This window comes from Delftia sp. WSY_7, from assembly GCF_043104845.1.
Taxonomy (GTDB): Bacteria; Pseudomonadota; Gammaproteobacteria; order Burkholderiales; family Burkholderiaceae_C; genus Comamonas; species Comamonas tsuruhatensis.
Map to the genome: position 1 here is coordinate 234,914 of NZ_JBICLB010000055.1, position 25,734 is coordinate 260,647.

Here is a 25,734-nt window from a genome sequence, read left to right on the forward strand (position 1 = left end):
GTGGCTGCCGACATGACAGAAATCAGGGGTGCAGGTGTCGCAGGATGAGGTCGCGCAGCAGGTCGGCGTCTTCGGCAGGGATGCCCAGCAGCTGCCGTTCGGGGTAGTCGTACATGGGGCCGTTCTTGGCAACGCGGTCCTGCTCGCCGTAATGATGCACGCGGGCTATGCGATCTGCACGGCCTGCGAATTGCACCACGGCCGCATCGCCCTGAGCCTTGGCCTTGAGCCAACGCTGCATGCGCAGCTTGGCGAACAAGGGGCGACGGGCCTTGGCGCGGGCGCGGATCTGGGCGCGCTTGTTGCGCAGGCCGTCGCCCTGCGCCTTGCGGGGTTCCCATTTCTCGCCGTCCGGCGTCTGCTGGCCAGCCATGCGCTGGCTGTTGCGGGCGCGCAGCTGCCGTGCCAGGTCCAGCAGCAGGCGGCGGCGCGCTGCCGGCGCAAGCTTGGCCAGCAGCGACTCGGCCCACAGTTCAAGCGCGCGCATATCCGCCATGGCTACATCTCAAACCGCGTGCGCTCTGGCGGGGCGTCGATGTCCCATTCGCACAGCTTCTGATCCTTGAGGTACAGCTCCCAATGCTCGGCCACGCAGTTGCCGCCCGGGTGGCACGGTTCCTTCGGGTGCGTCGCGCTGTAGCGCGTGGGGTGGTCTGGGTCCGGTTTGACTATGACGGCTTCGCGCAGTGGCACGCGAATGCCGACATCTGCGGCGGTGTCGTTGAGCTGCTCGACATCGAAGAGCAGCGCCTTCTGGCGCTTGTCCGCGTTGTCCAGGGCGTCGGACTGGTTGACGCGCAGCCAGGCCACCAGGGGCACGAACAGGGCATCGGCGTGCCCGGCATAGTCCAGCACGGTGATTTCTGCCGTGTACAGGTATTCATAGGACAGGCTATCTGCCCCGGTGGCCAGTACCTGACCGCCGGCCGCGCGCACGATCAGGTTTTCGGGGTTCTCGGCCAGCTTCGGCACAGCCTGCAGGATGAGGCGGCGCAGGCTATCGAGTTTCCACATGCTGGTGCTCCTGCGCCACGGCCTGCGGGCCTGCGTTGATGCGCTGCGCTACCGCGTCGAATGCGCGCTCGCAGGCGGCGCCTCTGGCCCGGGCCTGGTCAGCTGTTGACGCCAGGATTCCCGCTCGCTCATCAGCGCGGCCGAGCACGTCGGCAAGCACTCCGATGGCGTCGGCAGTTGCCTCGCGCTCTGCGGCAGTGGCGGCACTTCGGGCCATGTTTTGGAAATCTCGGGTGCGCTGTTCAAGGAGCCTGTCGCTGCGCAGCCGGCCAGCGCGTTCAGCATCAGCAACGCGGCCCAGGGCCTCATTTTCCTCACGGGCTTTCCTTTCCTGTTCTTCCATCGCCTGCCGGGTCTGCCTGTCATAGCGGCCCACGGCCTCGATGTAGCGGGTGATTTCGGTCTGGGCCTTTGCTGTCTTCTCTGCCAGGCCCTGCAAGGTTTGCGCGTGCTGGGCCTTGAGGCGGCTGATGCGCAGCTGCTGCACGCTCAGGGCAGCCGCCACAGCAACCAGTACCCCAGCCCACAGCACAGCGGATTGCATCACTCCGCGTTGACGGTTCATAGGGACTCCAGGCACATCGCCATTTCGCGCCCCCTGCGCAGCTCCAGGCCGCGCAAGCGAATGCCTGCGGCAGTGACCCACGCCGGCAGCTGCTCGCACGCGGCGCGCACATCGCCGGCCTGCAGGCGCAGCAGCATGGTGGAGTGCCGGCCGCTCTTGAGCCATACAAATCCATCTTTGCTGCCTGCCTGCCCTGGCCCCACGTTGTAGATGAAGCTCAGGAAGGCGGCCAGGGTCTGGTCAGGCATGCCGTTGCGCACATGGGCAGGCACCCAGCGCTCGAAGACTTCCCAGGCCTCCTGTATGCCCTGTCGGGTCAGCAGGTCGCATTCGGCCTGCGTGGCGCGGTCGCCCATCTGCACGCCACGGGTCCAGCCTTCGCAGATTGTGGGAATGCCGATGGGGTCGCGGTATGCGCCCAGCCTGCGGCCTTCCTCCACGGGCAGGAACTGAACCAGCAGACCAGCCACCCCCACGGCCACCGCCGAGGCTCCTGCAGCAATCTTGATGTTGCTGGGCCACTTCATAGGATCGTCTCCGCGCCGGCTTCGTTTTCCAGCCAGGCGGTGAGCGCGCGTTCTTCGCGCCGGTCCTTGCGCCATTGCCAATACTGGCCCAGCAGCAGACCCACCACGCCGACGATGATGCCCACGATGACGCCGATTTCGGAAATCGTCAGACCGCCGACCACGGCGCTGATGGCGCCACCGTAGGTTGCCGTCTTGCTGCCGATGATGGCGACTTTCTCGATGCTGTCTGCCACTGTTTTCTCCCTCTCTCAGTCCCACAGGTAAACGCGCTGGCGGGTCGGTGCCGGCGCGGTGACGAGGCGCACAAGGTGCCCCTCTGGCAAGTCGTCTGCAATCCGTCCCAGACCCGGATTGGCGGCCAGGGTGGCCTCCACGTTTCCGCCTGTGGCACCCAGATGGCGCCATACGAGTCCGTCCAGCGTGTCATGCGCGTGCGCGCGCACAGCGCGCCCCGGCTGCATGTTTTCGGGTGTGGCCATCTCAGATCAGCTCCACGATGGTTCGCCGCCGGCCGCGCAGATCCGCGATGGCGTTGCGCAGGTTCCGCTGGAACGTGTCCACGCGGATCTCCAGACGGGACAGCACGCGCCCTTCCTTTCCCTCGCCGTTCGGCAAGGTGTCCAGATCGCGGTAGGCCTCTGCCAGCTCGGCCTGCACATGGCTTTGCACGGCCCGCAGGAACTGCGCCGGCTTGACGCTCTTGCCGTCCACCTGACGCGCCGGCACCTTGTCCAGAGCGTCATGGCCGGCGGCCTCCTGCTCGGCCCGCCAGGCCTCCAACTGCCCCGTGATGTCGGCGACGGCCAGCACCACGGCCTGGCGCAGTCGCACGGGGGTCACGGTTGCGTCAAAGCGGCATTCTTTGAGCATGCGGTCGGCGTCCACGTCGGGCCACCAGCCATCGCCGGCAACGGTGCCCGTTGGCCTCTGGTTCGGTGGGTTGACGTTGGATACAAACATGCAGGCTCCGGTGTTGAGGTGTGGCGGTGGCCCAGGGCGTTGGACGGTGCTGTGTCAGCTGTCCTTGCCCTGGGGCCGCCACGGGCGCGGGGTACGCTCGGTTTCGGCGGTTGGAGCTATGCCTCTTTCTTGAGGCGGCGCTCCAGCCGCTCGATGTCTTTTTTCACGCCGGTACGGGTGTCAAGCTCGAAGGCGCGCTTGAGCAGCGGCATGGCCTTGCGGCATGCGGTGATGGGACGGGACTCCATGTCCACATCGCTGCTCGATGTCTTGCCCAGCAGCGCCCAGCCGGCGGCCTTATAGAGCTTGGCGCGGGCCTGGTCGTGCGCATCCAGGCCATCCGTCATGGCGATGACCTCGGCCGTGATGCGCACGGCGTCCTTGCCGGCCAGCCGGCCCGCCATCACGGCCTCGCCTACCTCATCGATCACGATGGTCTGCACGGGCCGCTCGAATCTGTCGGGCATCTTGAGCCCGTGCTCCAGCGCGTAGCTGGCGAGCGCCAGGCCTCGGTCATACATCCCTGCATCCAGGCTCCACAGCAAGACCGTGGCCAGCACGTCGTCCTGCACGCCCGGCGCGGCCTGCAGTACCGCGTCGATGTAGTCGTCAAACTCGGGCAGCATGGTGCGCTTCATCTCGGCGCGCCGCTCCAGGCTTTGCACGTCTTTCAGGCGCAGGCGGAACTGGTGCAGCTGCGTGAGCTGCATTTCATAGGCCGAGCCAGTGGCCTCACCGTGCGCGCCGGCATCGGCCGCTTGCTGGGCTTGCTTGGCCGCCAGCACGCGCAAGCGGTGCCGCTGGGCTGGTGATTGGTTCATGGGTTCCCCGCTGGTGTGGCGCCGGCCGATCAGAGCCGGCGCGCTGGTTGCTATCAGGCTTCGGGCTCTTGCTCGATGTTCTCGATCAGCACGGCCTTGCCCAAGTCTTCGATGACGAAAGCATCGTTTGAGCTTTCGTAGGTCTCCACCCGGTCGCGCTTCGGGTTGTCCAGAATCGACCGGCGGCGCCCGCCTTCCTGGTAGTAGATGGACAGGTTGGACCAGCTCGTGACCAGGATGGCATTGGGCAGGAAGAACGGCACGGCGTTGGCCGCCAGGCGCCCCAGCCGTGCCTGGCTCACCACGATGCTGGCGGCCAGGATCTCGGTGGGTGCCTTCTGGCCATCGACCAGCGGGAACAGCTTGTCATGCATCAGGTCACGGCCTGTTATCGCCACAAGGTCGGCGGCCTCGGCGTGCCAGGGGTCCATCAGTGTTTTGTAGGCGTCGTAGACCAGGCCGTCCAGGGTCTTGTAATCATTGCCCGCACTGGGGCCGACCTTGATTTTTCCGCTGCCCTGCACGACTTCATGCAGCACACGCTCGGGCGCCGTGTTGCGCAGCTGTTGCAGCCATCCGATGTTCACGTCCTGGAGCTTGGGATTGGCTGCCAGGTCGGTGTCTTCGGCCACGTGGGTGCCGTTCCAGCCCACCATGATGCGATCCAGTGCGCAGCGTTCGTAGATGCTGCGGGACAGGCGCGGCTGAAAGTCCTTGAACTTCGCCCACATGTCCATGGTTTGGTAGCGCGTGTGGGTGTCGTAGTTGGTCTTCTCGCAACGGTACTTCGTTCCGTCCATGGCCTTCACGTCGCGGGTCTGGCGGTCCTTGTTTTGCGTGTTGGTACGGCTGGCAGTCGGCCCGGTTACGCCGATGTAGAGCTTTTCGCCTTCCATTTCCGTGACCGGCACGATGTTGATGCGCTTGAGCATCTCGCTGGAATCTTGGATCTTGTTTTCCAGGCGCTGCTGCACGCTGGGCTCGATGGCGAATTTCTCGGCGGCGCTGTCAACGCCATTGAGCTGGGCCTGATCTTTCAGGAACTGGTTGTATTGCTGGCGGGTGAGCTTTTGCATGTCGGTTTCCTCGGTCTGGTGTAGTGGGCTGGCCAGGGGTCAGCAGTCGGCCTTCTCGTAGCCGGCTCCACCTGTGTTCAGCGGTCGCTTGTTGGGGTTGCTGTCGGTTTTCTCGACCTTCTCGCGGAACTCGGCGAAGGCCTCCAGGTGTTCCTCCAGCTTCTTGCGCAGGTCTTGCTGCTCGGTGCCGAACTTGGACACCTTGCCGTCCAGCGCTTCCATGGCGTTGCCGGCCTCCTGCATGGCCTCGGTCATTTCCGCCGCGAATTTCTCGCCGGTTTCCTGGCGGCCGGACAGACGCTTGAACTTGGCCAGCAGCTTGGAAACCACGCCATCTCGGGCCGCGCCTGCCTCGGGCTCGTCTTCGCTGAATTCCAGCTCCGTCTCGATGAACTCCGAGAAGACCTGCTTGCCGCCCTTGGCCGAGAAAGAAAGTGCTTCACAGCCGATGCTGGCCGGGCTGTCGGTCACGGCCAATCCCATCAGATAGGCCTCGCCCTTGCCTTGGAAGTTGGGCTCCACCTCAATGGAGCTGTAAATCTTCTTGCCCTGGCGGTTCATGGCCACCAGCGATTCCAGGGGCTTGATGCTGGCGAACAGGGCCAGCAGGCCGTCCTCGACCTCGCGGGCCTCGACTTCCAGCACATCGCCCTGGGCGCTGAATGGGCTGTCATGCCACACGCTGCGCAGGTGTTCAACCCAGACCCGCGCGCCGTACTTGGTGCGGCTGTAGGTGTTGGCAATCTGTTCGATCCATTCGCGCTTGATTTCGCGCCCATCCACCGTCTTGCCTTCGGTGGCGACCCGGAAAAATTTCTTGCTCATAGCGTGCAGCCAGTGGTGAGAGTTGATCTTGTGCCTATGTTCTTTCGGTGCAAGTTTTGTAGCAATCAGCGCGCTCTGTGGCTGGGAGAGTGACAGTTTTTGCATGCTGCTTTTCGCGCGCGCGCGGGACAAACTCCCAGTCATGCCCAGCACTGCAAAACGCGCCAGGCCGGCGCCGCATCGCGCAGCGGCATCGGCCAAGAAGGCGCCCGCCAAGACCGCCGCGAAGAAGCCCACCCAGCAGGCCGACAACCCTCTGCCCTTTGGCCTCGATGGCCTGCCCACAGCGGCGGGCTCAGGTTTGCCGGCTGGCCCGTCCAGTCCCGTGGACGGCGGCGCCGGGGTGCGCCGCGAAGCGAGGGCGCTGTTCTGGATGGGCTGGAAGTTCACGCATATCGCCGAACGGCTGGGCGTGCCGCGCACCACGCTGATCGGCTGGTCGCGCGCTGATGGCTGGGAAGAGGCCAAGCCCGTTGACCGTGTGGCTGGCACGCTGGAGTCCCGCCTGGTCTCGCTCATCGCCAAGGACCAGAAGACTGGCGGCGACTTCAAGGAAATCGACCTGCTCACGCGGCAGATGGAGCGCCTGGCGCGTATCGACAAGTATGGGCAGACGGGACGCGAAAGTGACCTGAATCCCAACATTGAGCTGCGCAATGCCGGGCCGAAGAGGAAGCCGGAAAAGAACGCCATCACGCCCGAGCAGGTGGACGTGCTGTGCAAAGCCTTCCTCGATTCGCTGTTCGACTACCAGCGCACCTGGTGGGGTGCAGCCATGGAGCGCACCCGGCAGATCCTCAAGAGCCGGCAGATCGGCGCCACCTGGTACTTTGCCCGTGAGGCATTGATTGATGCGCTCCAGACGGGGCGCAATCAGATTTTCCTGTCGGCCAGTAAGAACCAGGCCCATGTGTTCCGCAACTACATCATCGCCTTCGTGAAGAAGGAGATTGGTGTCACGCTCACAGGCGATCCCATCATCTTGCCCAATGGGGCCGAGCTGATTTTCCTGGGCACCAACTCGCGCACGGCCCAGAGCTACCACGGCAATCTGTACTTCGATGAATATTTCTGGACCACGAATTTCACCGAGCTGAACAACGTGGCCAGCGGCATGTCGTCGCACAAGCAATGGCGCCTGACGTATTTCAGCACGCCCTCCAGCCTGCAGCATGAGGCCTACGCGCTGTGGAACGGCTCGCATATCACCGACCGCAAGCTGGACATCGACCTGCGCCATGAGCACCTGGCCAATGGCTTTCGAGGCGCGGACGGCATCTGGCGCCACATCGTCACGGTCGAGGATGCCGAGCGCGGCGGCTGCACCTTGTTCGACATTGAGAACCTGCGCTCCACCAAAGCCGCCACTGTCTTCGCCAATCTGTACCTGTGCCAGTTCATGGATGACGCGCTGGCCGTGTTTCCGCTGTCGCTGCTCCAGCGCGGCATGGTGGACCCCTGGGAAGCGTGGAAGGACTTCAAGGCATTCACCCAGCGGCCCTTTGGGCACAAAGGCGTGTGGGTTGGATATGACCCCAGCCATACCGGCGACAAGGCCGCGCTGGTGGTCCTGGCACCGCCTGAAAAGCCCGGGGGCAAGTTCCGCATCCTGTACCGCAAGCAGATGCACAAGATGGAGTACGAGGACCAGGCGGCGGAAATCCAGCGCATCTGCCAGCAGTTCAACGTCGAGAAGATGACCATCGACACAACCGGCATGGGGCAGGGCGTCTACCAGCTTGTGCGCAAGTTCTTTCCCGCCGTGCGCGGCCTGCGCTACAGCCTCGAAGCCAAGATCCTGCTGGTGCTCAAGGCCCAGACCGTGCTGCGCGCCGGCCGGCTGGAGTTCGACCAGGACGACAAGGAAATGGCCGCCAGCTTCATGTCGGTCAAGCAGGAGATGACGCCCACGGGCCGCTCCATCACCTACAGCAGCGGCCGTTCGGAGCAGACCGGCCACGGTGATCTGGCGTGGGCAACCATGAATGCGCTTTCCAACGAACCACTGGAGCAGGGGACCGAGTTCGCCGGCTCCACGCTCTCGCAATCCTTTGTGGAGATATCCGAATGACCGAAGCCACCCAGGCCAGCGCAGCGCCCGGCAATGATGCTGCCGCCGAATCCGCGCCCGCAGGCCCCGCGCGCTCTGTGATGTTCACCTTTGGCGATCCTGAGCCAGTGGTGGGCGGTCGCGCTTCCATCCTCGAATACATCGAGTGCATGGATAACGGCCGCTGGTATGAGCCGCCTGTCAGCTTTGCTGATCTGGCGCGCATGCTGCGCGTCGGTGCCCATCATGAGTCCGCCATCCGCTTCAAGGTCAACGTGTTGACCAGCACGCTGATGCCGTCGCCCTATCTTTCGCCCGGCGCCTTCCAGGCCTTCGCTCTGGACTACCTCACGCTGGGCAATGGCTATCTGGAAAGCCGGCGCAATCTGGTGGGGGACTTGCTGCGGCTGGAGCACACGCTTGGCAAGTACACGCGGCGCGGCAAAGAGGCCGGGCAATATTTCCAGATCAGCGATTTTCAGAACGAGCACGAATTCCCGGCTGGCCAGGTCTTCCACCTGCGGGAGCCCGACATTCATCAGGAGGTATACGGCCTGCCGCAGTACCTGGGCGCCGTGCAGTCGGCCCTGCTCAACGAGGCGGCCACGCTGTTCCGCAGGCGGTACTACGCCAACGGCTCGCACGCTGGTTTCATCCTCTACGTGACCGACCCAGCCCAGCATGAGGAAGACATCGAGGCAATGCGCGATCAGCTCATCAAGTCCAAGGGCGTAGGCAACTTCAAGAATCTCTTCTACTACGCGCCCAACGGCAAAGCCGATGGCATCAAGCTGATTCCCATCAGCGAGGTGGCCGCCAAAGATGAATTCGTCAACATCAAGGCCAGCAGCAGGGATGACGTGCTTGCTGCGCATCGGGTTCCGCCCCAGCTGATGGGGATGGCACCGAACAACGTGGGCGGCTTCGGGGATGTCGAGAAGGCTGCGAAGGTGTTCGCTCGCAATGAGATCCGCCCACTACAGTCGCGCATCAAGGACGAGCTCAACTCATGGGCAGGCAAGCCTGTGTGCGGCTTTCTGCCGTACTCGCTTGACGAACATGAGAGAACTCAATGAAATTCGGCGCTCTTTTGGCACTGAGGTGTATCTTTAGCAGATCAAAAAAATAGATTATCCCCAACAATACTTTGATTTGCATCTCGCCAGCGATCTAAGTTTATGAATTTCAGAAAACTATAAGCTGTTCGAAGCGGAACTTTCCTTGATAACGAAAATTTATCTTGAGTTCTCTCTTTACATAATCATTGATGTCCTCACTGCGGTTTAGAAAGCCGATATCCTCTTCTGATGCATTTATCAAAATCTTTAGAATTTCCTTTTCATTATCATATCGCAAAGACACATCATCTATCTCTATTGAGTTAAGGGTTTCTTTGTGCGCAAGGTAACTAAAGACAGAGCCGAAAGATTTTTTTAGTATTGCTAAACTTATTTTTTGTTTGTTTTCTTCGAATATGGTTTTGTAAAATTCATCAGTCTCCTTTGTGAACCATCTTATATTGGCATCGTGTAATTTGTTGTAATTCACTATATGGTCTTCTAAAGAGTCACTTGTTATGAAGTGGATTCTTGAGAATGTTTCTTTTCTGTTTATTATGTACCTGCCAATGTAGTGTTCGTTGGTTGTTTGATGGCACGAAATTTTTTCTTCATCAAATTTCAGGCGCAACAGCTCTGTATCTGCAACGGTGACTAAATTGAATTGATAGACGTATGGCAATGTTTTTCTGGCAGTTAGTGCTCCAATTTCATATGCTTGAGCCTTCATTAATGAGGTAATGGAGTTGAATATTGCTGTGTCGTTTTTTGGGCTGCTTGTGAAGTTTGTAGTCCCGCCAGTTTTTGGCTTTGTGGCTTTTGACAATTCTTGGAAGGCAAAAACATCTACCTCAGGCATTCTTAAGATTTCATCAACACCAGCTTTGTTCATGTAGTTGTGATAATCCTTTGCACTTCTTTTTAGATTTTTCTGATAATCAATTATCTTGTCGTTTGTCCAGATGTGCAGTGGCCACCAATCTACATTTGGATCATTTTCATTGATTTCTCTGCACATAAAAGCCCAAGCATTCTCATCACTTTTTTTGCAGCTAATTATGATTGCCGTGCAAACGGAGAAGCTATGAGTATCTCGAATTTTATAAGCTATTAAATCAACTTCTCGAACGGTCGTTGAGTGATCGTCTTCGTAGTATTTGTTGCTTATTGTTGTCCAGCCATGTTTTTTTAGAATATTTGCTACTGAATTTTCTAACACAAATCCAGTCTTCTTTACTGCATTTATATATGCTTCGGCAATATCGTTGCTTATAATGCTCTGACGTTGTTCCATTGCGCTGCTCCTAAATTTATTTGTGGCTGGAGATGATTTCATGAATGCTCTTGCTTAAAAATACATTCTCTTTTCAATACTTCTGTAGAGTACTCTAATTCTGTTGGTTGCTGTGATCTCTTTATAAATTTGGCTTGTGGTTTGGAAAACAACAATGGCTGAGAGGACTTTTTTGGTCCCTGCTGCCCCTGTAGGCGAGGCAGAAGGGGACCGTTTTTTTCGGTCCTTCTACGAAAATATGCAATAGAGATAAGTGACGGCAGCGTAACTTCTAGCGTAGCTTTTAGTAGAAGCAGAAGATTTTTAAAGTGAAGATAGGCCATTGCATCATTGGCGTGTGCACCGAAAGATTGGGAGCCGGGGAGGGCTGTCTGTTTTGCGAGAGGTCGCTCGTTGGCCAGGGAATCAACGGGTTGCAGCGGCGCGAAGGCGCTAGGCGAGACCTGCCTGGACGGCAGGGAATAACCACGTGAGCACAGGCGTGCGGGGTCAATGCCTTAACCCGCCACCACCCACTCCTGCGGAAACTCCATCCCATCATCCTTGGCAATCTTCCTGAGGATATGCAGGCAGGCGCTTTGCAGGTCCTGCACCACGGCCTGCCGGGCAGCGGGGCCGTCCCTTTGCTCCAGCGCATGGATCAGCCGGATGTGCGGATGTTCGGCCGCGCGGGCGTAGGTGCCCCGGTACAGGTAGCGCACGGAGGGGCCGCACTTGAGCCACAGCAGGCCGATGAGGCTGGCCAGCACGGGCTGCTGCGCGGCTTCGATGATGGAGAAGTGGAAGCGCTCGTTGGCGATCAGCGTGGCGTCGTCGTCCACGGCAATGGATTTTTCCAGGTCCTGGTGCAGGCGGGTGAGGGTGTCGATGAAGCCCTGGCCCGGATGGCGGCTGGCGGCGGCTGCGGCGGCGCGGCCTTCCAGTTCGATGCGCAGGGCGATGATTTCCACGTACTGCTCCACGCTGAGCACGGGCACGGTGGCCACGCCGCGGTCGTCCAGGTCCAGGGCGCCTTCGGAGGCCAGGCGCTGTATGGCATCGCGCACGGGCGTGGGGCTGATGCCGAACTCTTCGGCCAGGCTGCGGTAGACGAGGCGCTGCGCGGGTTGCAGCTGGCCTCTCACGATGGCGTCACGGATCTGCAGGTAGGTTTTTTCGGCAAGGGTCTGATTGGTTCGGATCTGTGAAAAAACGCTGGACATCGGGCCTCCGCAACTGCTTGGGCGCAATGGTACCTCCCGGGGGATGGTGGGATGGCCGTCACATCCGAGCGTGACTGGTCCACGGGCTAACCCTGTATTTGGTGTTTGATGCATCAAGTACCATGCATCAAAATCCAGGGAGGACACATGCCCGTATCACCATCGAATCGCCGCCAATGGCTTGCCATGGGCACGGCCCTTATCAGCCTTTCTTGCGCGGCGTCCGCTGCATCCACCACCTATCCATCCAAGCCGCTGCGAATCCTGGTGCCCTATGCCGCAGGCGGGGCCTCGGACAACATCGCGCGCCAGATTGCGGCGGCCATCACGGGGCAGACCGGACAGGCCGTGGTGGTAGACAACCGGCCTGGCGGCTCGGGCGTGATCGCCGTGCAGGCCCTGCAGGCCGCACCCGCCGACGGCCATACCTTTGCGGTCTTCGATCCCTCGGTGGCGTCGATGAACCCGTTCCTCTTCAAGAAGCTGGCCTATGACCCGGAGCGTGCGCTGGTGCCGGTGACCGTGTTGGCGCGTAATCCGATCGCGCTGGTGGCCTTGCCTTCGTTTCCCGCAGGCAGTGTCCGGGAGCTGGTGGCCCATGCCAAGTCGCATGGCGACCTGAGCTATGCCTCCACCGGCAATGGCAACGGCACCAACCTCGCCATGGAGATGTTCCTGGCCGGCAGCGCCATCCAGATGGTGCACGTGCCCTACAAGGGCAGTGCGCCGGCTGTGCAGGCCCTGTTGGCGGGGCAGGTGCCGGTCTTCATGTCCGACCTGCCCACCGTCGTGCCCTATGCCCGGTCGGGCAAGGTCCGGGTTATCGCCGTCAAGGGAGACCGGCGCTCGCCGCATCTGCCCGATGTGCCGACCTTCGCCGAGGCGGGCGCGCGCGGGGTGGAGATCGCCAACCATTTCAGCGCCTTCGTCGCTGGCGGCACGCCGCCCGCCGTGGTGGAGCAGCTCAACGCCGTGCTGCACAAGGCCCTGGCTGATCCCCGGTTGCAGAAGAATTTCTCGGAAATGGCGCTGGAGGTTTCGCCGTCCACCCCGCAGCAATTGCAGGCCATGGTCAGGGACGATTCCGAAAAATACGGTGCCGTGATCAGGCGCCTGAACCTGAGCATCGATTGATGGAGTGAGGCGCACATGACATACACGCTGCAAAAAACAGAACCCTCGCTCCGGGCACTGGCCGACGGCCTGGAGTTTCCCGAAGGCCCGGTGGCCATGCCCGATGGATCGGTCGTGCTGGTGGAGATCGCCAATGGCGGGCTGACCCGGGTGACGGCCGATGGCACAAGGCGGCAGCTCGTCCACCTGGGCGCAGGCCCGAACGGTGCCGCCATAGGCCCCGGCGGCAAGCTGTTCATCTGCAACAACGGTGGCTTCCAGTGGCACCGCAGTGTGGAGCATGGGCTGCGGCCCATAGGCCAGGCCAACGACTATTCGGGCGGGCGCATAGAGGCCGTGGATCTGGCCTCGGGCCAGGTCGAATGCCTGTACACGCAAAGCGGCAACGGACCCTTGAAGGGGCCCAACGACCTGGTCTTCGACCGGCATGGCGGGTTCTGGTTCACCGACCACGGCAAGGTGCGGCCTCGTGAGGTGGACCGGGGCGGCGTCTGCTACGCGCTGGCCGATGGCAGCGCCATCCGCGAGGCCGTCTTCCCGCTGTGGTCGCCCAACGGAATCGGTCTTTCTCCCGATGAGAAGACGCTCTATGTGGCGGAGACCTTCACGGGGCGGCTGTGGGCCTTCGATATCGGCGAGCCCGGGCACATCCTGGCCCGGCCCTGGCCCGATTCGCCCAATGGCGGACGGCTGGTCTGCCGCCTGCCAGGCATGCAGAACATCGACTCCCTGGCCGTGGATGCCGAAGGGAACATCTGCCTTGCCACGCTCGGCGAGGGCGGCATCACCGTGGTCTCGCCGGCCGGGCAGGTGGTGCACCGGGTCGAGCTGCCCGACCCCATGACGACCAACATCTGCTTTGGCGGCAAGGACCTGAAGACGGCTTTTGTCACCCTGTCTTCCACGGGGCGGCTGGTGGCGCTGGACTGGCCGTGTCCTGGATTGCCTTTGAATTTCCTGAATAGATAAGTTCCCTCTGGCTTCCCTTTCCATATCGCTGGCGATTGCCATGGCGAGGGAGCCGCTACGCCTTTTTTTGTTGAACGGAAACCGCAACCCATGTCGAAACCCCTGAGCAACCCTGGATTGAACAAGCAGGACACCGTAGGCCACCTGGTGGCCCGGGTCCTGAAGCGGCACGGCATCACGCAGTTCTTCGGGCAGAGCCTGCCCAGCATGTTCGTGCTGGCCGCCGAGGAACTGGGCCTGCGCCAGATCGCCTACCGCACCGAGAACGCGGGCGGCTACATGGCCGATGCCCATGCCCGCATGAGCGGCAGGCCGGCCGTGATCACCGCGCAGAACGGGCCGGCCGCCGCGCTGCTGGTGGCGCCGCTGGCCGAGGCTCTGAAGGTCTCCATCCCCATCATCGCCCTGGTGCAGGACGTGGCGCGCGACCAGACCGACAGGAACGCCTTCCAGGACCTGGACCACATGGGCCTTTTCAAGCCCGTGACCAAGTGGGTGCGACGCGTGGACCAGGCATCGCGCGTGGAAGACTATGTGGAGCAGGCCATCATCGCCGCCTGCAGCGGCCGGCCTGGCCCCGTGGCGCTGATGCTGCCGGCCGACCTGCTCACCGAGCCTGCCCAGCCGTCCGGCGTGCCCCGGCCCGCTGCACTGGCCCGCTTTCCGCTGGACCGCGCCGTGCCCGAACGGCAATTGCTGGAACAGGCCGTGGGCGCGCTGCTCCAGGCCCGTGCGCCGGTCATCGTTGCCGGTGGCGGCGTGCACATCTCGGGTGCCAGCGAGGCACTGAGCGCCTTTGCCGATGCGCTGAGCCTGCCCGTGGCCACCACCAACATGGGCAAGGGTGCCGTGGCCGAGACGCATGAGCTGTCGCTGGGCGTGGTCGCCAACTGCCTGGGGCCAAATGGCTCGGGCCGCTACCTGAAGGATTTCGTGGCCGGGGCCGACGTGGTGTTCCTGATCGGCAACCGCACCAACCAGAATGGCACGGACAGCTGGACGCTGTACCCGCGCGATGCGCAATTCATCCACCTCGATATCGACGGCCAGGAGATAGGGCGCAACTACGACGCCATGCGCCTGGTGGGCGATGCGCGGCTGGCGCTGCAGGCCATGCTGGACATCGCCGGGTCGCAGGATCTGTCGGCCCGTACCGGCCAGCGCGCTGCCTTGGCCGCACGCATTGCCAAGGGCAGGGAAAGGCACCGGCAGGAATCAGCCGAAGTGCGCCTGTCCAACGCCGCACCCATACGGCCCGAACGCATCATGCATGAGCTCGATGCCCTGCTGACCGCCGAGGACACCGTGGTGGCAGATGCCAGCTACTCCACGCTGTGGGTCACCAACTACCTGACCGCGCGCCGGGCCGGCCAGCGCTTCCTCACTCCGCGCGGCCTGGCGGGCCTGGGCTGGGGCATGCCCATGGGCATGGGCGCGCGCCTGGCGCAGGACGGCGGCCAGGTGTTCTGCCTGGTGGGCGACGGCGGCTTCGGCCATGTGTGGTCGGAGATGGAGACCTGCAGGCGCATGGGCATCAAGGTCATCACCGTCCTCATCAACAACGGCATCCTGGGCTACCAGAAGCATGCCGAGCACGTGAAGTTCGGCGAGCACACCTCGGCCGTGAACTTCAGCGGCGTGGACCATGCGGCCATCGCACGGGCCTGCGGCATCCACGGCGTGCGCGTGGAATCGGCCGATGCCATCGCCCCCGCGCTGCGCGCCGCCATGGCCGCCGAGCACTCCACGCTGATCGAGGTCATGTGCACCGAAGACGCCTTTCCCCCCATCACCTTCTACACGCCGGAGAGCCACTGATGAGCGCGCCTGAGAACTTCCCCATCCGCACGGCCCTGGTGACCGGCGCCGCACGCGGCATCGGCCTGGCCACCGCCATTGAACTGCTGCGCGACGGCCGCCGCGTGGTGCTGGCCGACCTGGCCGCGCCCGACCTGGATCGGGTCCCGCAGGAACTGCGCGCCCGGGCCAGCGCCGTGGTGCTTGATGTCTGCGACGAGGCAGCCCGCCAGCGCGTAGTCGGCGACATCGTGCAGCGCCATGGCGGCGTGGACATCCTGGTCAACAACGCCGGCATCAGCCTCAAGAACGCCAGCGGCCAGTCCAACGGCATCCTCGAAGTGGGGCTGGGCGAGGTGCAGCAGATCCTGGACGTCAACCTGCTGTCCATGCTGCGCCTGTGCCAGCTGGCGCTGCCGGGCATGAAGCAGCGGGGCTGGGGGCGCATCGTCAACGTGTCCTCGCTGGCCGGGCGCGGCAAGTCCATCGTGGCCGGCCCCGCCTACATGCTGAGCAAGTCGGCCGTGCTGGGCCTGAGCCGCTCCATCGCCTCGGAGATGGGCCAGTACGGCATCACCACCAACTGCGTGGCGCCGGGGCGCATCCTGACGCCGATGGCGCAGCAGGCCGGCGACGAGGTCAACCGCCGCTATGCCGAGCAGATCCCCGTGCGGCGCCTGGGCGAGGCTGCCGAGGTCGGCGCCGCCATCCGCTACCTGTGCAGCGAGTCCGCAGGCTTCACCAATGGCGCCGTGATCGACGTCAACGGCGGCTTCTTCATGAATTGAGGAAGGACGACCCCCTGAGCGGCTACGCCGCTTCCCCCTCTCGCTTCGCGGGGGGGACGGCATCCTCGGTGCGGGGCGGCCCTTCCTCGGTGCCCCCACTTCCAGGGCGTGCCTGTTTCCCGGTCAGTGGGTAGTGCGCTGCACCGTGAAAGCACGACTTCCAAAGACGACAGAACCCAAGATCGCAACGAGAGACAACCATGCATGCATATCCATCACCCGCATCTCGAAGATGCCTGCTTTCGGCCTTCTGCGCGGCAGCGCTGGCGGCCGCAGCCGGCGCCCCGGCGCTGGCCCAGGGCACGGACGCGTTTCCCGAGCGGGAACTGACCCTGATCATCAACTACGGCGCAGGCGGCAATACCGACGTGGCCTCGCGCGCCATCGGCAATGCCATGGAGGGCCTGCTCAAGAAGCCCGTGGTGCCCAACAACCGCGCGGGAGCGCAGGGCACGCTGGGCGTCTCGTCGCTGGCCCGGCAAAAGCCCGACGGCTATACGCTGGGCGTGGTGACGTTTTCGACCATCGCCATCACGCCCCACCTCATGAAGGTGGACTACAAGGTCGATGACTTCGACTTCATCGCAGGCGTGGCCCGCTACCGCTATGGCGTGGCTGTGCGCGCGGACTCGCCCTATAAAACCATGGCCGACCTGGTGGCCGCGTCCCGCCAGGGCAAGGGCATCTTCTTTGGCGCGCCGTCCGCGCCCAACAACCTGGCCATGTACGAGCTGGGGCGCAAGACCGGCGGCAAGTTCGAGGAGATCAACTACAAGTCCGGCGCGGAGACCGTGGCCGGCCTGATCGGCGGGCAGGTCGATGTCATCGTGCAGAACCCCTCGGACATCGTCCAGCACGTCAAGGCCGGAAAAATGCGCCTGCTGGCCAGCGCCAGCCCCATGCGCTGGAAGGAGTTGCCCGAGGTGCCCACGCTCAGGGAGCAGGGCTACGACGTGGAGATCGACTCCTGGATCGGCCTGGCCTACCCCAAGGGCGTGCCCCCGGCCCTGCGCGACAGGCTGGAGCGCGTTGCCATGGCAGCCGCCGAGGGGCCCCAGGTGGCGCGCATCTTCGAGTCGGCCGGCGTGGACCCGGCGCCGCTCACCGGCGCCGAATACCGCAGGAAGCTGGTCCAGGGCCATGAGTCCATGGGCGCGGCCATCAAGGCGGCGAATCTGCCGCGCATGAACTGAGGGTGGTCCGGCTGCCTGCCGGCCTTGATGCACGGGTGCTGCTGCAGCATGTGCCGAAAGACCATGAAAGGCAGCTCGTCGGCGGGGGAGCGCTCGCGCCCGCTCCCTGCATTCGCTGCACCGGTCCGCCAGGTAGCCTGTGCGGTCCAGCCGGTGCAGTCCAGCCGGTGCGTTCGCGCGTCAACTGGGTGAACTTGACCAATTCCCCCAATCACGTCCACCGCGCGCAGGGGGCGAGTGCCTGCATCTCAGCGCGGCGCCAGGAACAGCTCCATGCGCTGCAGCTCCTCATCCAGCGCGCTGCGAAAGGCGGCATCGCCGGGCGCCGCGCCGGCCACATAGCCGAATGACGGCTCCAGCCGGCCGTCGCGCGCCTGCAGGTTGGCCCAGCCGATCACATGGCCGCGCCAGAGCATGGGCAGGGCGTAGTAGCCGAGCTGACGCTGAGCTGGTGGCGTATAGGCTTCGAACTTGTAGGTCCAGCCCCAGAGCAGCGTGAAGCGGCGCCGGTCCCAGACCACGGGATCGAAGGGCGCGAGCAGGCGCAGCCGCTCGTCGAAGGCATGGCGGCGCGAGCGCGGGTTCTCGTCGGCGGGCCAGTACCAAGTGGTTCCGTCGATGCGGCAGCTGGCCAGTTGCTCGCGCGCCAGCCGCAGCGCCGCCTGGGTCTGTTGCGCCAGGTGGGGCGCGCCATAGCCCAGCAGGCGCACCAGGTAGGTGAGGCTGGGGGCTGGCAGCGGTGCGTATTTGCGCACCACCAGGTCGATCAGCGCGGCGGCGCGCCGGGCGCTGGCGTCGGGGCTGTCGTCGGCCGGCGGATGGGCGATGGCCTCGTAGACGCGCGTGCCGCTGTCACGGCGCTTGACGCGCAGCAGGCCGCGGTAGTGCATGCCGTCGAGCAACTGCGTGCTGGCGCTGCCCGAGCCGCCCCAGTAGTTCTTCACGCTTCCGTGCGAGAAGTGCTGCTCCACCTCGCGCGGATGCGCGGCGCCGCGCTCGCGCACAAACGCCAGCACCTCGGCGGCCTTGCGCTGCGTCTCGGCATCCCAGGCCTTGCGGGCCTGGCGCGGGTGCATCAGCGCCAGGTGCCCGCTGGGCAGAAAGCCGTAGTTGACCAGGCAGTCCTCGTCGATCGCCAGGCGCGCGTAGCGGCGTTCCAGGTCGCCGGCGCGGTAGTCCTTGACGCGGTGGCGCAGCGTCAGGTCCTGTGCCCGGGCGGGCGCGCGGATCGGGTCTGCCTGCACAAAACCCAGGCGCTGTATGGCTGCAGGCAGGGTGGTCGGCGTGAACAGGGTGCGCGCCACGGCATGGCGGCGCAGGTCGTCAAGGCTCGGTTCGGTGGGCATGGATTGATTGGAGCACGGCAGGGCCGCCGGGTGGGCCGGTCTCCGTGCTGCCGTACTTCCTGATCCTGCCGTGCCGCTCAGGCCTTCCTGGCACGCCTGCGCCGCCACAGCGCGCGCAGCACCCAGCCCAGCGGCAGCACCACCAGCACCAGCCAAGGCAGCACGGCCGCCACGAAGGTGATCAGGGCGGCCATGCTCTCGCCCAGCACATGGCCGGCATCGCGCAGCGCGCGGCCTATGGGGCTGTAGCTGGTGCCGCCCTGCACCAGGGCGCGGGTGGGCGTGAACTGGATCTGTATGTGCTGCTTGCTGGTCTGCTGCTCCAGCACCTTGCGCTGGGCGGCCATGGCGTCCAGCTCGGCCTGCGTGTCTGATAGCGTGCGCTGTATCTCCAGCAGGTCGGACATGGTGCGCTTGGTCGTGGTGTCGCGCAGCATCAGGCGCAGGCTGTCGCGGAATTCGGTACGGTTCCTGATGCGCGCCTCCACGTCGATCACCTCGGCCGTCTTGTCCTCGCTGATGGTGTTCTGCGACACGATGGTGGCCACGCCGGCCAGCGTGCCCAGCAGCCGCTGCACATCGGCCGGCGCCACGCGCATCTCCAGCATGGCGTTGCCGGGCTGCTGGGGCGTCTCGCGCAGAAGGGATGCCGACAGCAGCTCGCAGCGCAGCGTGGCACACAGGTCGCGCACCTGGCCCCAGGCATCGGCCAGCTGCGCCTGCGGCACTTCCACGTTCAGCTCCTGGCGCACGGCCAGGAAACGCTGGGCCATCTCGTCCTGCGCCGATGTCTCTGGTGCGGCTGCTGCCGCATCCTCGGCCTGCGCGGTGGCGGCGCGGCCTTGCTTCATGCCGGCGCCGCCCGCCATGGGCGCGGGGGCGGGCGCAGATTCCATGGCTGCTGTGTCATGCCGCTGGTTGCAGCCCGCAAGGGTCAGCGTGGCAGCCAGTGCCAGCACTGCCGGCAATGCCATGCGGGAGGGCAGAGTGGAAGGCCGGGGATGCGTCATGAGTTTCCTCTTGAAAACAGGCAAGAACAGGCCGCTGCCAGGGATCAAGGCTCAGGGCTTGCCGCCGGGGCCGAACATGGAGTCCACCTCGGACTGCAGCTCGAAGATGTCGGACACGGTGTAGAGCCAGTCGCCCTTTTGCAGATGGCCGGGGTCCGGCGGCGTCTCCACGCAGGCCTTGACCAGGGTGAACTGCCCGGCCGGGTCGGGCAGGAACTTCAGGCCCGATATGGAAAACCGCGCCACCCGCCCCACGCCATCGTTGTAGCGCCGTCCCCGGGCGCGCACGTCGGCCAGCTCAGCCATCTGCGGCACATGGTCGAACACCGCGTCGTAGAACTCGACGATGGGGCTCTGGTTGGTCCGGGCGCAGCCGTGCACGTACAGGGCGTAGAAGCGCCCGTCCAGCTCCATGGCCACCACGTCGGCCGCGCGGTAGAAGGTCAGGCTGTCGGGCAGGCCCGGCGAGCGTTTGGGTGGCGCGGGCGGCGTGTCCAGGAAGTCCTGGCGGATCTGCGCCGACTTGCGAAAGAAGTCATCGCTGAGCGCCACCTCGGCATTGAGCACATCGATGGCCGTGCGCGCCGCCGCGTTCAGGCCCGCGTCGGCCAGGCCGTTCCGGTGCAGCACGATGGCCAGGGCCAGCGCCGTCTTGTGCCGGTACAGGGCCGTTGCCTTGGCATCACCGGCCTGCAGCACGCAGCTCCAGCGCCGCAGCAGGGGCGGCAGGGCGTGGCCGCCGTAGTTGGCCGCGATAGCGGCATCGTGCCGGCCCAGCGCAAACGTGCGCGCCATCACGCGCGCCACGTCTTCCTCCAGGGTCTGCACCAGGGTATCGGCTGCCAGCTTGGACAGCGCCTGGGTATGGGTCATGGCCATGGCGTCACTGGCTCCAGTTCGATGGCAGGTTCCTGAAATCCGGCAGGCCATAGCCGCCGGTGCTGCGTTGTTCGTTGCGGTGCTCGATGCAGTGTTCGATGCTCAGGTCAAAGGCTTGCATGGGTCTGTCGCAGGCGCTTTCGCGCCGGGGCAGTTGGAACGCCGGCCAGTGTGCCCCAAGCCGGGCCGCTGGCGGGGTGTGGGCGCCATCGGGTCTGTATCGATCCGCTACCGGCGCGGGCTGCCGTGCTGACGTCTTGCCGTCACATGAACCGGCAAGACTCGTCATTTGCTTTGCATGCGGTTCATGCGAGTCATGTCAAAAGGGGGGCGCCGCCAGCCCCGGGGAGATGCACGATGTTCTGGGACAAGAAGCTCAGGCGCTGGGCCGAGGCCGTGCGTGCGCGGGCCGACCTGCCGGCGCGGCTGGTGCTGTGGAATGGCGAGCAGTTCGACTTCGGCCGCTTCGAGCAGCCGCGCGTCACGCTCACCGTGCGCAGCGCCTCGGCCCTGCCGCTGCTGCTGGACCCCAGCCTGGACCACCTGGGCCAGGCCTATGTGAAGGGCCAGATCGACATCGACGGCCGCCTGCCCGACATCATCGACTTCGGCTATGCGCTGGCGCGGCGCATGTCCAAGACCCAGGGCGCGGGCAAGGGGCCGGGGCGGCTGGCGCTTGCGGCGCGCGCGGCCAGGCGCTTCAGGCACAGCCGCAGCACGGACCGCGAATCCATCCAGTACCACTACGACGTCTCCGACGACTTCTACCGGCTCTGGCTGGACGAGGGCATGGTCTATTCCTGCGCCTACTTCGAGAACGGCGACGAGGACCTGACCACCGCCCAGCGCAAGAAGCTGGACCACATCCTCACCAAGATCCGCCTGCAGCCCGGCCAGCGCCTGCTGGACATCGGCTGCGGCTGGGGTGCCCTGGTGCTGCGCGCGGCCCAGCACTTTGGCGCGCACTGCGTGGGCGTGACGCTGTCACGCAACCAGTTCGAAGCGGCCACCGAGCGCGTGCGCGCGGCGGGCCTGGCCGACCGCATCGAGATCCGCCTGCAGGACTACCGCGACGTGCAGGGGCGATTTGACCGCATCACCAGCGTCGGCATGTTCGAGCATGTGGGCCGCCGCAACCTGCCCATGTACTTTGCGCACATGCGCGAGCTGCTGGCCGATGACGGCCTGGCGCTGAACCACGGCATCACCTCCACCGATGCGGACGTGGGCGCCACGGCGTTGGGTGGCGGTGCGTTCATCGATCGCTATGTGTTTCCTGATGGCGAACTGCCGCACCTGAGCCTGGCGCTGGAGGCCATGCAGCGTGGGGGGCTGGAGGTGCTGGATGTGGAGGGGCTGCGGCGTCATTACGTGCGCACGTTGCAGTTGTGGCTGGAGCGGTTTGAGGCTTGCGTGCCGGAGATTCGGGCGTTGGTGGAGGAGGAGAGGTTTCGGATTTGGAGGGTGTATTTGGCGGGGTGTGCTTATGCGTTTGAACACGATGACGTGTCTATCTTTCAGGTTGTTTGTCGGAGGGCGGGGCAGGGGGCTGCTTCGTTGGCTTGGTCGCGGCGGTATATGTACGAGCGGACCTTGTCGTGAGGCTTGTCTTGTTCGCCTGGCGTGACGCGGGTTTGGCTTTTTGACCCTGCCGGGTGGTGTTTTTTCGAGGCCGGGTCTCGGCCCGGCGGCCGACCTACTTTCCTTTGTTTCGCCACCGGTACGCCGGCCGAAGGAAAGTAGGCAAAGCAAAGGCGACCCGAATGCCCGCGACCCCTTCGCTGCGCTGCGGGGCAACCTGCGTCGGGCCGCCTGCGGGGTTCGCCGTGAAACTCACTTCGCGCTGCGCGCTACGTTCAGACAATCACGGCGAGTCAGATGACGAAGCAGTCCTGTCCTGCGGCAGGACTGCAACCCCGCAGGCGGCCCGACGCAGGCGCGGGCATACGGGAGGGGGGAGCGGACTGCCGGAGGCAGGGGGCCGCTGGGTGCGGCTGATTGTTCTGGTTTTCTGGATGATCCATCCCGGCTGCGCCGGTTTATCGCGGGGGGCTGGCTGCCTAAGCTGGGTGCTTCATCCAAGCACAAGGAGCGTTTCCATGGCAGACCATTCCATTCGCGGCAAGGTCGCATTGATTGCAGGCGGCGGCAAGAATCTGGGCGGGCTGATTGCCCGTGATCTGGCGGGGCACGGCGCGCGGGCCGTGGTGGTGCACTACAACAGCGAGTCTTCACGGGCTGAGGCAGAGACCACGGTGGCCGCAGTGCGTGCGCTGGGCGCAGAGGCCGTGGCGCTGCAGGGCGACCTCACGCATGCTGGCGCTGTCGAGCGGCTTTTTGCAGAGGCCGTGGACGCCGTGGGCCGGCCGGACATTGCCATCAACACCGTGGGCAAGGTGCTCAAGAAGCCGCTGATGGAGATCAGCGAGGCGGAGTACGACGAGATGGCTGCCGTCAACGGCAAGTCGGCGTTTTTCTTCCTCAAGGAGGCGGGGCGCCATGTCAACGACCACGGCAAGATCGTGACCCTGGTGACTTCGCTGCTGGGCGCGTTCACGCCGTTTTATTCCTCCTACGCGGGCACCAAGGCGCCGGTGGAGCATTTCACGCGGGCGGCGGCCAAGGAGTTCGGGGCGCGGGGCATTTCGGTCACGGCCGTGGGGCCGGGGCCCATGGACACGCCGTTCTTCTACGGCCAGGAAGGCGCGGACGCCGTGGCCTATCACAAGAGCGCGGCGGCGCTGTCGCCGTTCTCGCCTTCGGGGCTGACGCATATCGAAGACGTGGTGCCCTTCATCCGCCACCTGGTCAGCGACGGCTGGTGGATCACCGGGCAGACCATCCTCATCAACGGCGGCTACACCACCAAGTAGGCCAAGTAGAAGGACCGCTGCACGGACTATGCTGCGTCCCATGGACCGACTCGACCGATACCGGATCTTCATGCAGGTGGCCGAGATGGGCAGCTTCATCAAGGCCGCCCATGCGCTGGACCTGCCGCGCGCCACGGTGTCCGCCGCCGTGCAGCAGCTGGAGGAGCAGGTGGGCGCAAGGCTCCTGCACCGCACCACGCGCCAGGTCAGCCTGACGGCCGATGGTGCCCAGTTGCTGGAGCGTGTGCGCCCGCTGCTGTCAGAGGCCGAGGACGTGGAGCAGATGTTCCAGGCCCGCACGCGCCAGGCCACGGGCCGGCTGCATGTGGACGTGCCCAGCCGCATCGCGCGCCGCCTGCTGGCGCCTGCGCTGCCGGGGCTCCTGCGCCGGCATCCGGGGCTGCAGCTGGTGCTGGGCTCGTCAGACCGCGCCATCGACCTGGTGCAGGAAGGCGTGGACTGCGCCGTGCGCGTGGGCACCTTGCATGACAGCAGCCTGGTGGTTCGCCCGCTGGGCTGCATTGCCCTCATCAACTGCGCCAGCCCCGCCTACCTGCGCGAGCACGGCCTGCCCGAGCAGCCGCAGGACCTGCTGCACGGCCACTGGAGCGTGGGCTATGCCTCGCCGCGCACGGGGCGGGAACTGCCCTGGGAATGGAGTGGGGCGAGCGATGTGGATGGGGTGGATGGGGCAGACGGTCCACAGACCCTGGCCGTGCCCAGCCGCGTGGTGACCAACAATGCAGAAAGCTACATCGCCTGCTGCCGCGCAGGCCTGGGGCTGATCCAGATACCGCGCTATGACGTGCAGCACCTGCTGGACACGGGCGAGCTGGTGGAAGTGCTGCCCGCCCACCGCGCAGCGCCCATGCCCGTGGCGCTGCTGTACCCGCACCGCCGCCAGCGCTCGCGCCGGCTGGCGGTTTTCATCGACTGGTTCGAGGCGCTGATGCGGCCGAACCTGGAGCCGTAGGCGCACCCCCGGCCGCCCCAGTCACCGCAGCCGCCCCGGCCGCAGGGTGGGGCTGGGCTCCGTCGTCGTCATGAATGGGCCGGTAACCGGGCCCGAAGGACACATCGCCCAGCCGCCAGCCCTCGCGCCGGCGAAACGCCCCCCAGAACCGCTTGAGCGTATGCCACTGCATGGCCACCAGGCCGCGCTCGTTGTCGGCATCCACCTCGGGGTCGCTCACGCCCGTGGGGCGCACGGGCTCGTCGGTGTACAGTGCCGTGCCAAACAGCATGTCCCACCAGGGCAGCACCTGCCCAAAATTACAGTTGTGGCGCGTGGGCCGTTCGGGGTCGCGCAGCATGTGGTGGTGGCGGTGGAACAGCGGGCCCACCAGCACGCGCTCACCCACGCGGCCCAGCCAGCCCAGGCGCAGCCGCACATTGGCGTGCGAGAAGTTCTGCACCAGCTCGCTGAGCAGCCCCAGCAGCGCAAACTCCGAAGGCTCCACCCCCATCGCCAGCCCCACCGTGGCCAGGATGAAGGACTGCAGCATGCCGTCCAGGTAATGGCTGCGGTCATTGCTCCAGCAGCTCATCTGCCGCTGGCTGTGGTGCATGCTGTGCATGGCCCACCACCAGGGAGTCACGTGCTGGGCGCGGTGCATCCAGTAATACACCAGGTCGTAGACCACGTAGTACACCAGAAACAGCGCCACCGGATGGTCCGCAAACCACGGCACCCAGTGCTTGAGCCCCGTTGCCTCCTCGGCCGCAGGCCCACCGCCCAGCATGCTGGCAAACGGCATCAGCACCAGAAAACTGAACAGCGGAAACAGCCCCAGCAGCATCAGCAGCGTGTAGTTGCGGTCCACCGTAGTCAGCCGCCGGTCGCTCCAGCGCTCGGCCGGAAACAGGCTCTCCAGCGGCCGCATCACGCCCGCAATCAGGAACAGCTGCAGCGCCGCAATCAGCACCGCCTCGGCAATCTCGTGCGGATCGCCGGCCGCCTGGGCGATGTCCAGCCAGTGAACGGTGGGGGTTACAGCGTGGGTGGCGAGCCAGGTGATGGCTGCCTGCCACAGCTCGGTCAGTGAAGTCATGTCTTGTGCCTGCAAGAAGGGCCGGGGGAGGGCTGGGGGTTGCGGGCGGGATTATGGGGTGGGGGTGTGGAGGGAGTGTGTGGGGGGCCGATTAGTTGCTGCATCGGCGCGGCGGTCACGCCATTGCAGCAGCATGCAGCACTACCAGTTAAAGCCTGTAGTGCTGGGGGTGCTGCTGATTTTTGAGAACGGATCAGTTGCGGCTGTATTGGCGTAAAGAGGCGCTCGTAAACCTCTTGACTATTGTCGGTAAACCAATCGCAATTGCCGTTGGCGAAAGATGCCACTAATAACATGAC

26 protein-coding genes are annotated in these 25,734 nt (G+C 64.5%); 10 read left to right on the plus strand and 16 right to left on the minus strand.

Translation table 11 applies throughout. The annotated features are described in order from the left end of the window. Positions 1 to 22: 22 nt before the first annotated feature. The 10 genes from ACF8ME_RS27860 to ACF8ME_RS27905 all read right to left on the minus strand — a co-directional run bounded on the left by ACF8ME_RS27860 (position 23) and on the right by ACF8ME_RS27905 (position 5,791). Positions 23 to 496, minus strand: a complete 474-nt coding sequence (locus tag ACF8ME_RS27860) for a phage virion morphogenesis protein (protein ID WP_392419148.1) — start codon at positions 494 to 496, stop codon at positions 23 to 25. Positions 497 to 498: 2 nt separating this feature from the next. Beyond that, complete coding sequence (locus ACF8ME_RS27865) at positions 499 to 1,014, minus strand: phage tail protein (RefSeq protein WP_046985752.1); 516 nt, start codon at positions 1,012 to 1,014, stop codon at positions 499 to 501. After that, on the minus strand, positions 998 to 1,579 hold the full coding sequence (locus ACF8ME_RS27870) for a DUF2514 family protein (RefSeq protein WP_392419150.1): 582 nt from the start codon (positions 1,577 to 1,579) through the stop codon (positions 998 to 1,000). Before ACF8ME_RS27870 ends, ACF8ME_RS27865 begins: the two co-directional genes overlap by 17 nt. Next, entirely contained in the window at positions 1,576 to 2,106 is a 531-nt protein-coding gene (locus ACF8ME_RS27875) for a lysozyme (protein ID WP_280034535.1), read from the minus strand. Before ACF8ME_RS27875 ends, ACF8ME_RS27870 begins: the two co-directional genes overlap by 4 nt. Continuing rightward, positions 2,103 to 2,342, minus strand: coding sequence for a holin (locus ACF8ME_RS27880; RefSeq protein WP_013803550.1), 240 nt, complete (start codon positions 2,340 to 2,342; stop codon positions 2,103 to 2,105). The genes ACF8ME_RS27875 and ACF8ME_RS27880 overlap by 4 nt, the downstream gene beginning before the upstream one ends. A gap of 15 nt (positions 2,343 to 2,357) precedes the next feature. Then, positions 2,358 to 2,588: a tail protein X gene (locus tag ACF8ME_RS27885; RefSeq protein WP_392419153.1), complete on the minus strand. Its 231-nt coding sequence runs from the start codon at positions 2,586 to 2,588 to the stop codon at positions 2,358 to 2,360. Between the two features lies 1 nt (position 2,589). Continuing rightward, positions 2,590 to 3,069 carry a head completion/stabilization protein gene (locus ACF8ME_RS27890; protein ID WP_392419155.1) on the minus strand — a complete coding sequence of 160 codons (480 nt, stop codon included), beginning with the start codon at positions 3,067 to 3,069 and terminating at the stop codon, positions 2,590 to 2,592. A 116-nt stretch (positions 3,070 to 3,185) separates the two neighbouring features. Then, entirely contained in the window at positions 3,186 to 3,890 is a 705-nt protein-coding gene (gpM, locus tag ACF8ME_RS27895; protein ID WP_046985755.1) for a phage terminase small subunit, read from the minus strand. Positions 3,891 to 3,943: 53 nt separating this feature from the next. Further along, positions 3,944 to 4,966 (minus strand): phage major capsid protein, P2 family, encoded by a 1,023-nt coding sequence (locus ACF8ME_RS27900; RefSeq protein WP_279492872.1) that lies wholly within the window; start codon positions 4,964 to 4,966, stop codon positions 3,944 to 3,946. A 39-nt stretch (positions 4,967 to 5,005) separates the two neighbouring features. Then, complete coding sequence (locus ACF8ME_RS27905) at positions 5,006 to 5,791, minus strand: GPO family capsid scaffolding protein (protein WP_392419157.1); 786 nt, start codon at positions 5,789 to 5,791, stop codon at positions 5,006 to 5,008. 142 nt (positions 5,792 to 5,933) lie between these two features. On the opposite strand from ACF8ME_RS27905, the gene ACF8ME_RS27910 reads away from it, so the two are divergent. Next, complete coding sequence (locus ACF8ME_RS27910) at positions 5,934 to 7,862, plus strand: terminase large subunit domain-containing protein (protein WP_392419159.1); 1,929 nt, start codon at positions 5,934 to 5,936, stop codon at positions 7,860 to 7,862. Continuing rightward, positions 7,859 to 8,917, plus strand: coding sequence for a phage portal protein (locus ACF8ME_RS27915; RefSeq protein ID WP_392419161.1), 1,059 nt, complete (start codon positions 7,859 to 7,861; stop codon positions 8,915 to 8,917). The genes ACF8ME_RS27910 and ACF8ME_RS27915 overlap by 4 nt, the downstream gene beginning before the upstream one ends. 109 nt (positions 8,918 to 9,026) lie before the next feature. On the opposite strand, the gene ACF8ME_RS27920 is transcribed toward ACF8ME_RS27915, so the two are convergent. Together ACF8ME_RS27920 and ACF8ME_RS27925 are read right to left on the minus strand one after the other, a co-directional pair. Further along, the gene (locus ACF8ME_RS27920; RefSeq protein ID WP_392419163.1) at positions 9,027 to 10,193 is read right to left on the minus strand and encodes a hypothetical protein; all 1,167 of its coding nucleotides are present in this window, start codon (positions 10,191 to 10,193) and stop codon (positions 9,027 to 9,029) included. Positions 10,194 to 10,690: 497 nt separating this feature from the next. Beyond that, positions 10,691 to 11,395: a GntR family transcriptional regulator gene (locus tag ACF8ME_RS27925; protein ID WP_392419165.1), complete on the minus strand. Its 705-nt coding sequence runs from the start codon at positions 11,393 to 11,395 to the stop codon at positions 10,691 to 10,693. 186 nt (positions 11,396 to 11,581) lie between these two features. Here ACF8ME_RS27925 and ACF8ME_RS27930 point away from each other — a divergent pair, with 186 nt between their 5' ends. The 5 genes from ACF8ME_RS27930 to ACF8ME_RS27950 all read left to right on the plus strand — a co-directional run bounded on the left by ACF8ME_RS27930 (position 11,582) and on the right by ACF8ME_RS27950 (position 17,276). Next, positions 11,582 to 12,529, plus strand: a complete 948-nt coding sequence (locus ACF8ME_RS27930; RefSeq protein ID WP_392419167.1) for a Bug family tripartite tricarboxylate transporter substrate binding protein — start codon at positions 11,582 to 11,584, stop codon at positions 12,527 to 12,529. A gap of 15 nt (positions 12,530 to 12,544) precedes the next feature. Further along, positions 12,545 to 13,498, plus strand: a complete 954-nt coding sequence (locus ACF8ME_RS27935) for an SMP-30/gluconolactonase/LRE family protein (protein WP_392419169.1) — start codon at positions 12,545 to 12,547, stop codon at positions 13,496 to 13,498. A gap of 90 nt (positions 13,499 to 13,588) precedes the next feature. Beyond that, complete coding sequence (locus tag ACF8ME_RS27940; protein ID WP_392419170.1) at positions 13,589 to 15,316, plus strand: acetolactate synthase catalytic subunit; 1,728 nt, start codon at positions 13,589 to 13,591, stop codon at positions 15,314 to 15,316. After that, positions 15,316 to 16,083 (plus strand): SDR family oxidoreductase, encoded by a 768-nt coding sequence (locus tag ACF8ME_RS27945; RefSeq protein ID WP_212646138.1) that lies wholly within the window; start codon positions 15,316 to 15,318, stop codon positions 16,081 to 16,083. Before ACF8ME_RS27940 ends, ACF8ME_RS27945 begins: the two co-directional genes overlap by 1 nt. A 200-nt stretch (positions 16,084 to 16,283) precedes the next feature. Further along, on the plus strand, positions 16,284 to 17,276 hold the full coding sequence (locus tag ACF8ME_RS27950; protein ID WP_047325824.1) for a tripartite tricarboxylate transporter substrate binding protein: 993 nt from the start codon (positions 16,284 to 16,286) through the stop codon (positions 17,274 to 17,276). A gap of 248 nt (positions 17,277 to 17,524) precedes the next feature. On the opposite strand, the gene ACF8ME_RS27955 is transcribed toward ACF8ME_RS27950, so the two are convergent. The 3 genes from ACF8ME_RS27955 to ACF8ME_RS27965 all read right to left on the minus strand — a co-directional run bounded on the left by ACF8ME_RS27955 (position 17,525) and on the right by ACF8ME_RS27965 (position 20,511). Continuing rightward, positions 17,525 to 18,622: a DNA glycosylase AlkZ-like family protein gene (locus ACF8ME_RS27955; protein WP_392419172.1), complete on the minus strand. Its 1,098-nt coding sequence runs from the start codon at positions 18,620 to 18,622 to the stop codon at positions 17,525 to 17,527. A gap of 77 nt (positions 18,623 to 18,699) precedes the next feature. After that, complete coding sequence (locus ACF8ME_RS27960) at positions 18,700 to 19,596, minus strand: DUF4349 domain-containing protein (protein ID WP_392419173.1); 897 nt, start codon at positions 19,594 to 19,596, stop codon at positions 18,700 to 18,702. Between the two features lie 87 nt (positions 19,597 to 19,683). Beyond that, positions 19,684 to 20,511 (minus strand): hypothetical protein, encoded by an 828-nt coding sequence (locus ACF8ME_RS27965; protein WP_126311766.1) that lies wholly within the window; start codon positions 20,509 to 20,511, stop codon positions 19,684 to 19,686. Positions 20,512 to 20,868: 357 nt separating this feature from the next. Between ACF8ME_RS27965 and ACF8ME_RS27970 the strand changes: the two genes are divergently transcribed. The 3 genes from ACF8ME_RS27970 to ACF8ME_RS27980 all read left to right on the plus strand — a co-directional run bounded on the left by ACF8ME_RS27970 (position 20,869) and on the right by ACF8ME_RS27980 (position 24,357). Further along, a complete protein-coding gene (locus tag ACF8ME_RS27970; RefSeq protein WP_392419175.1) occupies positions 20,869 to 22,113 on the plus strand; it encodes a class I SAM-dependent methyltransferase in 1,245 nt (414 codons plus the stop codon). A gap of 497 nt (positions 22,114 to 22,610) precedes the next feature. After that, positions 22,611 to 23,384, plus strand: a complete 774-nt coding sequence (locus tag ACF8ME_RS27975; RefSeq protein WP_061289286.1) for an SDR family oxidoreductase — start codon at positions 22,611 to 22,613, stop codon at positions 23,382 to 23,384. A 40-nt stretch (positions 23,385 to 23,424) separates the two neighbouring features. Beyond that, positions 23,425 to 24,357 (plus strand): LysR substrate-binding domain-containing protein, encoded by a 933-nt coding sequence (locus tag ACF8ME_RS27980; RefSeq protein WP_392419177.1) that lies wholly within the window; start codon positions 23,425 to 23,427, stop codon positions 24,355 to 24,357. Here ACF8ME_RS27980 and ACF8ME_RS27985 read toward each other — a convergent pair. After that, positions 24,311 to 25,435 carry a sterol desaturase family protein gene (locus ACF8ME_RS27985; protein WP_392419178.1) on the minus strand — a complete coding sequence of 375 codons (1,125 nt, stop codon included), beginning with the start codon at positions 25,433 to 25,435 and terminating at the stop codon, positions 24,311 to 24,313. The two genes, ACF8ME_RS27980 and ACF8ME_RS27985, sit on opposite strands and share 47 nt — an antisense overlap. Between the last annotated feature and the right edge of the window lie 299 nt (positions 25,436 to 25,734).